At 70.3% G+C, this 11,440-nt stretch carries 12 protein-coding genes and 1 tRNA gene; 6 read left to right on the forward strand and 7 right to left on the reverse strand.

The annotated features are described in order from the left end of the window. Positions 1–59 precede the first annotated feature (59 nt). The 4 genes from JWQ92_RS16245 to JWQ92_RS16260 all read right to left on the reverse strand — a co-directional run bounded on the left by JWQ92_RS16245 (position 60) and on the right by JWQ92_RS16260 (position 3,131). Positions 60–136: transfer RNA gene (locus JWQ92_RS16245), tRNA-Pro, on the reverse strand. Positions 137–302: 166 nt separating this feature from the next. Beyond that, a complete protein-coding gene (locus JWQ92_RS16250; RefSeq protein ID WP_297345505.1) occupies positions 303–857 on the reverse strand; it encodes a dihydrofolate reductase family protein in 555 nt (184 codons plus the stop codon). A gap of 37 nt (positions 858–894) precedes the next feature. Next, positions 895–1,395: a helix-turn-helix domain-containing protein gene (locus JWQ92_RS16255; RefSeq protein WP_297345506.1), complete on the reverse strand. Its 501-nt coding sequence runs from the start codon at positions 1,393–1,395 to the stop codon at positions 895–897. 269 nt (positions 1,396–1,664) lie between these two features. Further along, the gene (locus JWQ92_RS16260) at positions 1,665–3,131 is read right to left on the reverse strand and encodes a sugar porter family MFS transporter (protein ID WP_297345507.1); all 1,467 of its coding nucleotides are present in this window, start codon (positions 3,129–3,131) and stop codon (positions 1,665–1,667) included. A 392-nt stretch (positions 3,132–3,523) separates the two neighbouring features. Here JWQ92_RS16260 and JWQ92_RS16265 point away from each other — a divergent pair, with 392 nt between their 5' ends. After that, positions 3,524–3,952, forward strand: a complete 429-nt coding sequence (locus tag JWQ92_RS16265) for a hypothetical protein (RefSeq protein ID WP_297345508.1) — start codon at positions 3,524–3,526, stop codon at positions 3,950–3,952. A gap of 616 nt (positions 3,953–4,568) precedes the next feature. Here the strand turns inward: JWQ92_RS16265 and JWQ92_RS16270 are convergent. Then, positions 4,569–4,988, reverse strand: a complete 420-nt coding sequence (locus JWQ92_RS16270; RefSeq protein WP_297345509.1) for a MarR family transcriptional regulator — start codon at positions 4,986–4,988, stop codon at positions 4,569–4,571. Positions 4,989–5,127: 139 nt separating this feature from the next. On the opposite strand from JWQ92_RS16270, the gene JWQ92_RS16275 reads away from it, so the two are divergent. Continuing rightward, positions 5,128–5,469 (forward strand): hypothetical protein, encoded by a 342-nt coding sequence (locus JWQ92_RS16275; protein WP_297345510.1) that lies wholly within the window; start codon positions 5,128–5,130, stop codon positions 5,467–5,469. A 202-nt stretch (positions 5,470–5,671) separates the two neighbouring features. Here JWQ92_RS16275 and JWQ92_RS16280 read toward each other — a convergent pair whose 3' ends face one another. Together JWQ92_RS16280 and JWQ92_RS16285 are read right to left on the reverse strand one after the other, a co-directional pair. Next, entirely contained in the window at positions 5,672–6,514 is an 843-nt protein-coding gene (locus tag JWQ92_RS16280; protein ID WP_367276755.1) for a metallophosphoesterase, read from the reverse strand. 59 nt (positions 6,515–6,573) lie between these two features. Continuing rightward, a complete protein-coding gene (locus JWQ92_RS16285; RefSeq protein ID WP_297345511.1) occupies positions 6,574–9,150 on the reverse strand; it encodes a transglycosylase domain-containing protein in 2,577 nt (858 codons plus the stop codon). Positions 9,151–9,222: 72 nt separating this feature from the next. On the opposite strand from JWQ92_RS16285, the gene JWQ92_RS16290 reads away from it, so the two are divergent. From JWQ92_RS16290 to JWQ92_RS16305, 4 genes are all read left to right on the forward strand, one after another. Next, on the forward strand, positions 9,223–9,381 hold the full coding sequence (locus tag JWQ92_RS16290; protein ID WP_297345512.1) for a hypothetical protein: 159 nt from the start codon (positions 9,223–9,225) through the stop codon (positions 9,379–9,381). After that, entirely contained in the window at positions 9,381–9,839 is a 459-nt protein-coding gene (locus tag JWQ92_RS16295) for a RidA family protein (protein WP_297345513.1), read from the forward strand. Before JWQ92_RS16290 ends, JWQ92_RS16295 begins: the two co-directional genes overlap by 1 nt. A gap of 338 nt (positions 9,840–10,177) precedes the next feature. Continuing rightward, positions 10,178–11,227, forward strand: coding sequence for a CpaF family protein (locus JWQ92_RS16300; RefSeq protein ID WP_297345514.1), 1,050 nt, complete (start codon positions 10,178–10,180; stop codon positions 11,225–11,227). Continuing rightward, a partial coding sequence (locus JWQ92_RS16305; RefSeq protein WP_297345515.1) for a hypothetical protein occupies positions 11,224–11,440 on the forward strand: 217 nt, incomplete at its 3' end. The genes JWQ92_RS16300 and JWQ92_RS16305, both read left to right, overlap by 4 nt.

The following is an 11,440-nucleotide window of genomic DNA, read 5'->3' on the forward strand; positions in this document are numbered from 1 at the left end:
GTCCGCAGGCATCCGCGGGCGGATGCGAAGACCCCCGGACCAGAACGGTCCGGGGGTGCTGGTCGGGGTAGCGGGATTCGAACCCACGGCCTCCTCGTCCCGAACGAGGCGCGCTACCAAGCTGCGCTATACCCCGGTACCGCGCGTCGCAGCGAAGGCGACGGCCGCGCGGGCCTCGACAAGGATAGCGGACCCGGCGCCTCCCGCCCTCCGCCGCACGCACCGGAACGGGTCGGCCGGGCGACTTCGGACGTCGGTGGGCGTCATCGGACGCCCGTTCAGCCCGAAACGGCCCGTCCGGATCAGGGGCGGGTGGCGTAGATGCTCAGCGTCGACGGGCCGACCTGCTCTGTCGACAGGAGCGTGAGCGCCGACGGGCCCTCGAACAGGCGGCGGCCTGCGCCGACCGCGGTCGAGAAGGTGAGGAGCCGGTACTCGTCGACCAGCCCCTCGGCGGTGAGGTCGTCGACGACGGAGGTGCTGCCGATCACGACGAGGTCGCGCTCCTGGACGGCGCTCCGAGCCCAGTCGGTGACCGTTCCGGGGACGACGTGGGAGTTGCCCCAGACGGCGGGATCGACGTCACGATGGGTGACGACCCACTTCTCGGCGGCGTTCATCGCCTGCGAGAACGGGTCGCTCCGCCTCGGCCACATGGTGCTGAACAGGTCCCAGGTGCGGCGGCCGAAGAGGAGCCGGCCCGTCGACATGATCTCGCCGAGCCGGAACTTGTCGCCGGCGATCGCTTCGGGCCCGTGCCGCATCGCCCAGCCGCCGAACGCGGTGCGGTCGGCGCCGGCGGGGTCCTCGATGACCCCGTCGACGGTGATGAACTGGATGACGATCACTCGTCCCATTCGTGGTGCTCCTTCGTCGAGTCGTGGATGTGGATGGTCACGCCGCGCGGCGTGCTCGGTGGCGGTCCCGCAGCCGGGCAGCCTGCGGCTCGGGCATCCCCGGGCCGGGCAGCGCCTCGATCTCGGTCGTGTCGGTCAGCGGCCCGCACTCGTCGCAGACGAGGGCCGTGCGGACGGGGTGGTCGTCCGGTCCGTGACGGTAGAGCACGGGCGCTCCGCTCGGCGACGCCCAGCGGTCGCCCCACTCGGTGAGCGCGATGAGGGCGGGGACGAGATCGTGCCCCTTCTCCGTGAGGCGGTACGCCGCCTGCTCGCCGTCATCGCCGACGACGCGTTCGAGCGCGCCCTCCTCGACCAGATGGGCGAGACGGGCGGTGAGCACGTTCGTTGCGATGCCGAGGCTGCGCTGGAACTCCACGAACCGCGTGGATCCGGCGAAGGCGGCGTTGCGCATGATGAGCAGGGTCCAGCGCTCGCCGAACACCTCGAGCGTGCGCGAGATCGAGCAGACCTGCGAGTCGTATCGGTTGCCGAGCACGCCGCGACCGTATCGCGCATCACTTGCATGATGCAAGCGCATCGGGCCGCCCCTCGCCTGCGCACCCCATCAGCCGCCGTCGAGCTCCTCGCGTTCGATCTCGAGGCGGCGGAGGAACCGGTCGGGGTCCTCGAATAGCGTCGCCGACGTGTGGACGAGGTCGGTGTCCGCCCAGTCCGCTCGACGGATGCCCCTGAGACAGGTGTGTCGGCGCGCTTCCGGGGCGCGGTGCTCACGACCTGGACTGAACGAAGCGGGACGTCGTCCGCCTACCGACCGGCCGCCACGACGGAGGGTTCGCCCGGGCTCTTCAGGTTCACCGGTCCTTCGAAGAGCTGGATCACCTCCTCCGCTCCGTGGCCCTTCGTTTCGGGCAGGAAGCGGTAGACGAAGAACGCGCCGAGGGCGCACAGGGCTGCGAAGATGACCATCACCCAGGCGAGGCCGATGCCGGCCTGGAGGATCGGGAACGCGAGAATCAGCGCGTAGTTGGCGAGCCAGTCGACCGCTGCGCCGATTGCCGCCGCCCGGCCCCGGACCGCGGTCGGGAACGCCTCGCCCTGGATCAACCAGCCCGTGCCGCCGATGCCGATGGCGAACGCGGAGATGAACAGTGCGAACGAGATCATGATGATGACGAGTCGCGCCGTCCCGGTCGTGAACTGGGTGCCCGCTGCGCCGATCAGCAGGAAGACGACCATCAACGAATAGGCCCCGATGGCGAGGCGGCGTCGGCCGACGCGGTCGATGAACCGGAACGCAAAGTACGTCGCAACGACGTTCACGACAGCGAGGATGCCGGCGGCGATGACCCCGGAGATCTCCGTCTGGATCGCCCCGCCGGTCCCGATGTAGGGGGTCAGCAGGTGCGGGCCGTAGTAGAACGCGACGTTGATGCCAGTGATCTGCTGGAACACGAAGAACACGCAGACCACGAGCAGCGCACGGCGGACGGCGGGTGTCCAGTTCGACCGCGACTCGGCGCGTGCGCGGGTCTCCTGCACGGCCAGCGCCTCGGCGTGCACATCGTCCGCGGTGACCTCGATGTCGAGCTTCTTCATCGCGGTGACCACGTCGGCCTCGCGCCCCCGCTCGAGCAGCCACCGCGGCGACTCAGGCATGCGCGCGCGGAGCACCAGCGAGATGACCGCCGGGACGAACCCGATGCCGAGCAGGATGCGCCAGTCGACGGTCTTCGCCGCGTCGGGAGCGAGCTTCAGGATGACCACCGCGATGACGTACGCGGCCAAGATGCCGATCGTGATCATCCACTGCTGGATGATCGAGAGCGACCCCCGCCGGCTCTTCGGCGCGAACTCGGCGATGTAGGCGGTCGCGATCGCGGAGTCCGCCCCGATCGCAAGCCCGATGATCAGCCGACCGATGATCAGGGTGATCGCCTCGGGCGCGAAGGCGGACACGATCGAGCCCGCCGCGAACAGCGCCGAGTCGACCAGCAGCAGGGACTTGCGGCCGAACCGGTCAACGAGCGGACCGGCAGCGAGCGCCCCGACAAAGGAGCCGAGCGACGCTCCCGCCACCACGATGCCCGTTCCCAGCGGGCCCAGTTTGAAGGGCAGGAACGCCAGGGCCGACCCGATGTTCGCCGAATCGAATCCGAACAGGAACCCGCCGATGGTGGCGAGCACTGCCAGGTAGATGTAGAGACTGCCGATCTCCCGCCGGTCCAGCTCGGCGAGAACTCCGCCGCTGCCGTCCCCGCTCTGCGCCGCCATGCCTCCGCACAATAGGACGACGCCAGGAAGGGGTCAATGGCGCGTGGAGCTCGCACCTGACCAGAGGAGGCGACAGTCCCGGGTGCGGCCGTCATCCGCGAACGCCGACCGGCTCCGCCAACGGTAGGGCGGGCGTCACCCTCGACCTGGATCGCCCGCAGAAGCAATCCGTCGCCATCGTGGACGCAGGAGGACGTGGAGTCCGAGGAGCACTGCCGGCCGTCGGTAACCATGCGCAGGGTGAGACGGCAGCTGGGCGATGGCTGCGCTATGGGGTAGTCACGGCAGCGGCCCCCCAACTGGGGGACGCGTCGCCTCTTCGGGCGTCGATACGGTGGCGCGCCCCCACCCGAGGGCTTCACCTGTCACCCACCAGGAATCCGAGCACCCCCATGCGCAAAGTTCTGCCCACCCTGTCCGCCGGCGTGATCGCTGCCGCGCTGATCATCGCCCCGACGGCCGCGGCCTCGGCGGCTACCGCGACCGCTACCCATCCCGGCGTGAAGCCCTACACACTCACCGTCACCGGCAACGGCACACACGCGATGGTCATGTGGAGCGCCGCCAAACTCTCCAACGCCGGCTCCCCGTCATCGAGTGGAATGCTCAAGTCCGCACACGAGCCGTGGACGAAGCACGTCAGCGCCAAGGACGACATCTACTCGATCATGGCGAGCCAGAAGACCGGCACCAGGATCAGTTGCACCATCCGCGACAGCAGGGGCAAGGTCCTGTCCCGCTCGACGTCCTACGGGAAGCACGGGATCGCGACGTGCATCGTCTCCACTAAGGACCTGTTCTCGGGCGCATCCCTCGGCTGACGTCCCACCTCTGGACGATCCGGTCCGTCGCCTCTTTGAGCGAGGACGACAGGGTGCTGGACGCCCGCGGTGCCCCGTCACCACGGGCGTCCAGGGCACCGAAGTCTGTCGATCGTCGCGCACATTGCGCATCCGCTCCCAGAGGCGCCCCTTCATCCAGCCGGGCCAACCGAGGCATCGGACCTCGTGCGCGAGGGCGAGCAGTGCGCGCGCCCCCGTCGGCAGAACGACCCGAAGGAGAGAACGGATGCATGTCGCAATCGACCGATGCGTGGTGGGAAGCGGTGATGGACATGGCGGCGGGCCGTGCTGATGAGGACAGTGTGAAGCGGGGCCGTCTTGAACGCGCAGGTTGATGCGCTCGTCCCCAGTGACGTGCGGGTGGGCACGTGCGTGAACTCCGCTCGCGCAGCCGGCACCGAGGCGGCGCTACGGACGCGCGGGGTGGTACGGAGTGTCTCGCGCGACGAGTTCGTGCGCTTCGCACTGGAACGTGCCGCCGTCATACCGTTCTGACGCAGGACCGACCCTCACCCCTAGTCCGGACCGGCGCAGGCTAGAGGTGCACCACCGCCTCCTCCCGTTCAGGCCGAGCGGATCATGAGCGCACTGGACCTCAGCGTGGTATTCCTGCGTCGAGTCGGGCCATGATGCGAGTGAGGTCGGCGAGATCGTGATCATCGAGCACGTCGCCGAAGACGTGTTGCAGGAATGCGTGGTGGCGCGGACGGGTCTTCCTCACTAGGGCGCGGCCGTGCGCGGTGATGGCCGCGAACGTCGAGCGGGCGTCGTCGGGATCGGGTCGTCGCTCGACGAGACCGGAGTCCTGCATGCGGTCGAGCAGCTTCGACAACCCAGACGGAGACAAGACCACGGCTTGTGCGAGGTCGCTGAGCCGGAGCCGACCACCGGCCATGTCAAGGTGCATGAGAACGTCGTAACGCGCCACGGTGAGCCCGCTGTTCCGGCGGACGTCGAGCTCGAGCTGGTCCTTCAGCCGTGCGTGGGTACGCAGCAGGGCGAGGAACGCCGGCATCCACCTGACTGACTCGTCCTCGCTCACGTCGTCCAGCCTAGACGAAGTACTTGACATGCCAAAGGGTGAGGGCTATTACTTGTCACGCCAAACGTTTCCCGACGGGGACCGCCACCACCAAAGAAGTGAGGAACAACCGATGCCGACGATCGCCTTCGCCACCCCGTTGCTACCGGGCATGACCGGACTCGACCGGGACGTCATGACGTCTTTCCAGGCCGGCGAGCGCAAGACCGACTATGAAGACGCCCGCCGCCGGGCCGGAATCACCCGCGAAAAGGTGTGGATACAGACGACACCGACCGGAGATATGGCCATCGTCTACATCGAGGCAGACGATCTCGGCGCTGCTTTCACCGCACTCGGCAAATCGGACGAGCCATTCAATCGATGGTTCCGCGACCACGTCCAACGAGTCCACGGCTTCTCACTGGCGGACGAGTTCCATGCTCCCGAACAGGTTCTGGACTTCAGCGCCTGACCGACCTCGGCCCGACCGGCCGGCCGCACGGCCCCAGGGGCTGTCCACCGTGTCGCGACCCTCGATTCGGGACTGACTTCGCGGCGCGCCCAGACTCGGGGGAGCGAAGCCAGAAGGACATTGGGTACAAGATCGACAGGACCCGGCCAGCTCATGAGCGATGCGACCAAAGCCGGGCGCCGACCAGGAGTTCTAGCAGGAACTAGCGAGCGGTGAGGGTGAGCAGCGACACCTCGGGGCGGCACGAGAAGCGCACCGGCGCGTAGATCGAGGTGCCGAGCCCGGCGGAGACGTTCAGCGTCGCGGTGCGGGACGCCGTCCGCCACCGGCTGACGCCCTTCACCTGCTGCCGCGGGATGTCGCAGTTGGTGACGAGTGCGCCGAACCCGGGTACGCACACCTGCCCGCCGTGGGTGTGACCGGCGAGCAGCAGGTCAGCGCCCCGGTCCGTGAAGTCGTCGAGCACGCGGCGGTACGGGGCGTGCGCGACGCCGATGGTCAGCGCGGCCCGTTCCTTCCGGGTCCGCAGGCCCCGCAGCCCGCTCGTCAGCTCGGCGGGCCGGTCGTACTCGCGGTGCGGGTCGTTCACGCCGATCAGGTCGAGCGGCACGCCCTTCACGACCAGGCGGGCGACGCGGTTGTTGAGGTCCGTCCAGCCCAGCTCGTCGAAGTAGGCGTCGAGGGCCGCGGTGTCGAGGCGCTTCGGCATCGGCGGTTGCGCGGAGGGCCCGCTGAAGTAGAGGAGCGGGCTCTTGAACACCGGCGCCCAGTAGTCGTTCGATCCGTGCACCTGCACGCCCGGCACACCGTGGAAGGGTTCGAGCGCGGCTCGGAGTCCGAGCAGGCCGAGCGGATGCCCCAGGTTGTCGCCGGTGTCCACCACGAGGTCGGGCTGCAGGTCGCCGAGCTCCCGGAGGAAGCGCTGCTTCTTCCGCTGCCACGGCGCCATGTGCAGGTCCGAGAGGTGCAGCAGCGTGAGGTCGGGCGACCCGGCGGGCAGCACCGGCAGCGTCGCGCGCCGCACGGTGAAGAGGGTGCGCTCCACGAGCACGCCCCATGCCGCCGCTGCCGTCCCTGCGGCGACGGCGGCGCGGGCGAGTCCGCCTATCCCGGACAGTTCGCCTCCGAGCCGTGCACGAGGAACTTCACGGTGCCGTCCGACGGTGCCGGCGAACCCGGCGCCGGGTACTGCGCCTGGACGGTGCAGTCGCCGCTCTTGATCTTGTCCCAGCCGAACTTCCCCTGAAGTCCGACCGCGGTCAGCTGAGCGAGTGCGTCATGCACCTGAAGCCCCGTGATGTTCGGGACGCCGTTCGGAGTTCCGGTGCCCTGCGTCGTGCCGGGATTCGGGATCAGCGGAGCCGGACCGGAGCTCGGCAGCAGCGCGACCGCGGATCCGGGCGTCGCCTGGGTGCCGGCGGCGGGGTTCGTGGCGGCGATGAGACCGGCGGCGACCCTGTCGGACGCCTGCGGCTGGCCCGTCGTCACCGTGAACCCGGCCTGCTTGAGCGTCGCGGTGGCGGCGACCGGCGTCAGGCCGGCCACGCTCGGCACGGACACCCGCTGGCCGTAGAGGAACTGCGCGTCCGGGGTCGGCCAGGTGGTGTCGCCCGGGTACTTCGCCTCGTTCGCGGAGCTGATCTCCTGCCAGAGGCAGTGCCGGGAGGTCGCCGCCTGCCCGGTCCCGTCGCAGCTCGGGAAGCTGTACACGTTTCGGAGGTTGGTGCCGCCGTTCACGTTGCCGACCCACACCGCGGTGGTCGTCTTCGTGGTGCCGCCGACCTCCCACGTGTTCGTCGCGTTGTCCGTGGTCCCCGTCTTCACCATGCCGAAGGCCCCGCCGACGCCCGACTCGTCACCCGCCGCGGTCCCGCCGAAGACGCCGTGCAGCGTGTAGCCGGCGGCGATCGCGATGTTCTTCGGCACACCCTGCTTGCACGTGCTCGCCGGGACGTTCACCTGCTTGCCGTCCGTGCCGACGATCTTGTCGATGGGGGTCGCGGTGCAGACCGTGCCCTGGTTCGCGATCGCGGCGTAGGCCGTCGCCATCGTCAGCGGCGCGACGGTGTCCGTGCCGAGGATGGAGGAGGGGTTCGTCCCGGTGTCGCCCCCGTCGCCGCGGTGCACGTCGAGCGCCTTCGCCTCCTGCTGGATCTGGCAGAGGTCCAGCTTCTCGGCCATCGACGCGAAGGCGCCGTTCACACTCGCCGCGGTCGCGCGGTAGACGGTCTGCATCCCGCCCTCGCCGGCGGTGTCGTTGCCGACCTGCCAGGCTGCGGCGGGCTTGCCGCATGCGGTGAGGTCACCGGCAGGCAGGGTGCGGGCGTTGCCGTTGACGGTCTCGTAGACACCGTGCCCGTTCTTCAACCAGTCGAGGAGGGTGAAGAGCTTGTAGGTCGACCCCGGCTGGAAGCCGTAGGTGGAGCCGTGGTAGAGGTGGTCGACGTTGTAGTTCAGCGCCGTCGTCGTGTAGCCGGGCTTCGCGCTCGACTTGGCCTCGTTGAAGGTCTTGCTCTGCACCATCGAGAGGATCCGGCCGGTGCCGACCTGCACGGACACGGCCGCACCAGCGAGGTCGGTGCCGGCCGGCGACTTCGCCGGCACGTAGCGCGACATCGTCGCCTTCGCCTTGTTCTCGAGATCCAGGTCGAGCGTCGAATAGATCTTCCAGCCCGCGCTCTGGACCTTGTTGTACCGCTCGTCGGGCGTCGCGCCGAAGGCGGGGTTCTGCACCACCGTCTGCACCACGTAGTCGCAGAAGTAGGCGGCGGCCTTCGCCTGCGCGCACCCGGACTGGGTCGGCGTGATCTTCGGCTTGACGGTCGTCTTCATGGCGGTGTCGTACGCCGCCTGCGAGATCATCTTGTGCTTCAGCTCGCTCGCGAGGATGTAGTCGCGCCGCGCCGTGTTGCCTGCGATGTTCGCCTTGTCGTCGATCCGCAGGTCGTTCGGGGCGTTGACGATGGCCATGAGGCTCGCGGCCTGCGCGTTCGTGAGGTCCTTGGCGTGGACGCCGAAGTAGTACTGCGCCGCGGACTCGATGCCGTAGATCTGACCGCCGAAGCCGGTGATGTTGAGGTAGCCGAGGAGGATCTGGTTCTTCGTGTACTTCTTCTCGAGGCCGATCGCGAGCCGCGCCTCCTTCAGCTTGCGACCGATGCCGCCGGTGCACTGGTCGTAGGCGGCCTGCACCTCGGCCTCGGTCGGCTTGAGCTCCGCCTCCTGGATGCAGACGTTCTTCACGTACTGCTGCGTGATGGTCGACGCCCCCTGCTGGCCGCCGCCGCCGACGTCGGAGACGAGGGCGCGCACGATGCCGGTCGGGTCGACGCCGCCGTGGGAGTAGAACCGCACGTCCTCGGCGGCGATCGTCGCGTTCTTCACCGTCGCGGACACCTCGTTCCACGGGATGACTTCGCGGTTCTGGTTGTAGAACGAGGCGATCTGCACGGGCTTGCCGTGCGAGTTCGCGTAGATCTCGGTCTTCTGCTGCAGGTCGACGATCTTGAGGTCTTCCGGCAGGTTCTCGAAGAGCCCGATGCCGTTCTTGGCACCGACGCCGGTGAGCGCGATGGCGGGGGCGACGCCGACGGTGATCATGAGACCCGCGACGACCGCCACCCCGAGCATTCCGAGCAGGGCGGATGCGGCGCCACGAGGGCGCCCAGAGCGGGCAGACATAGGATCGATGGTACGGACGGGCTTCGCCGCGCCTGCGGGGCGCGCCGCAACCCCCAAAACGGAGGTCATCCGATGCCCGCGTGGGAGTACGCGACGACGCCGCTGTTGATCCACAACACGACGGCGATCCTGAACACCTGGGGCTCCCAGGGCTGGGAGCTCGTGCAGATCGTGCAGGGCCCGGAGGGCGGGCTCGTGGCCTACCTGAAGCGGCCGGCGGAGCAGGGCTGATGGCGGTCGCGGACCGGCTGGAGGAGCTCGGCCTCGTGCTGCCCGCGGTCGCCGCACCCGCCGGCGCGTACCTGCCCGCGGTCGTTGCGGGCGACCTCGTCTACACGGCCGGGCAGCTGCCCTTCGTCGACGGCGCGCTCGCCCGCACCGGCGTGCTCGGGGTCGACGTGGCGGTCGAGGAGGCCGCCGATCTCGCGGCGGTGGCGGCCCTCAACGCGCTGGCGGCCGTCGCGTCCGTGCTCGACGGCCTCGATCGCGTCACCCGTGTCGTGAAGGTGACCGGGTTCGTCGCGTCGGCTCCCGGCTTCACCGACCAGCCGCGCGTGATCAACGGCGCCTCGCAGGTCCTCGTCGACGTCTTCGGCGAGCACGGCCGCCACGCCCGTTCCGCGGTCGGCGTCGCCGCCCTTCCGCTCGGATCGCCGGTCGAGGTCGAGCTCGTCGTCCAGTTCCGCTGAGGCCGGGCCGCTGCCCGCCGATCCCCGCAACGGCGCGCGACACGCCGTCGACAGGCCGTGTCGGAATGCTTGCACTGCGCCCCGAACTGGGTACACTCGGATTCGTCGAGTGAAGAGCTTGGCTTGCGGCGCCCTTCGATTCCCCCCAATCGAGCGCTGCTGAGGCGGCACCTGTTCCCCCCAATAGGTGCCGCCCCTTCTTTTTCCGGGACTGTTCCCGGACGGTGAGGTCCGAGGCGGTGCGGCCTCGGCTCCTCCCCAGGCCTCTGCTCCCGGCCTGCGGATGCGGCAGCGCCGGCCCTGCGGGTCGGGGACGGCCGAGACCGTACCGTTCGGGCGTGGTCGAGCCCTTCGTGCCGGTGCGGCGTGCAGCGGGCGGCCCACCGGGCGTCGCGCCCGTCCCGGCCGCCGTGTCGGAGGATCCGGCGGTCCCGGTCCCGGTCCCGGTCCCGGCGCGGCCGCACCTGGCCGTGCTCGGCCCGCTCGCGCCGTTCGCCGCCGACCCCGCCGTCACCGACCTTCTGGTCGATGCCCGCGGCGGTCTCTGGCTCGACGCGGGGTCGGGGCTCCTGCCCGCGAGGGGCTGGACGCCGCTCGATGCGCTGCAGGCGAGGCGGCTCGCCGTGGCCGTGATGGCGGCGGGTGGCCGCCATCTCGACGATGCGACCCCGTGCGTCGATGCCCGGATCGCCGGGATCGGCCGCGCGCACGCCGTGCTCCCGCCCGTCAGCACCGGGGGTCCGGTGCTCTCCGTGCGGATCGCCCGCACCGCGCCCTGGCGCCTCGCGCACCTGGAGGCCGCCGGCATGCTCACCGCCGATGAGGCGCAGGTGCTGCGCGCCGCCGTGCGCGCACGACGCAACCTGCTCATCTGCGGCCCGGCGGGCAGCGGCAAGACGTCGCTCCTCGCGGCGCTGCTCGCCGAGGCGCCGCCGACCGAGCGGATCGTCACGGTCGAGGACGTCGCGGAGCTGGTCGTCGACCATCCGCACGTCGTCGGCCTCGAGGCCCGGCAGGCGAACACCGACGGCGCGGGCGCGATCGGGCTCGAGCGGCTGGTCAGGGAGGCGCTGCGGATGCGACCGGACAGGCTCGTCGTCGGCGAGTGCCGCGGGCCGGAGATCGCCGAGCTGCTCAGCGCCCTGAACACCGGCCACGACGGGGGAGCGGGCACGGTGCACAGCACCGGGACCGCCGGACTCGGCGCACGGCTCGAGGCGCTCGGCGCCCTCGCCGGGTTGAGCGCGGACGCCCTCGGCCGCCAGGTGCGCGCGGCGGTCGACCTGGTGGTGCACCTCACCCGCGCCGACGGTCGCCGGCGGGTGGAGCGCATCGGCCGCTTCTCGCCGGACCCCGGCGACGGGCTGGCGGTCGTGGACCTGCCGTGACCCCGCCCTGGCGCCGCAGGAGGCACCCGTCCGCCGATCTCGACGAGGTCGCCGTCGCGGCCGAACGCCTCGCGGCACTGCTGTACGCCGGCGCGACGCCGGAGGCCGCGTGGCGGTACCTCGCCGAGAGCCAGGAGCCTGTCGCCGTGCTCGGCCTCGCGGCCGATGCTGCCGGGCTCGGGCTGCCGCTCGCCTCCGCGCTCGCGCGCGCGC

It is taken from the genome of Amnibacterium sp. (assembly GCF_025463795.1).
Taxonomy (GTDB): domain Bacteria; phylum Actinomycetota; class Actinomycetes; order Actinomycetales; family Microbacteriaceae; genus Amnibacterium.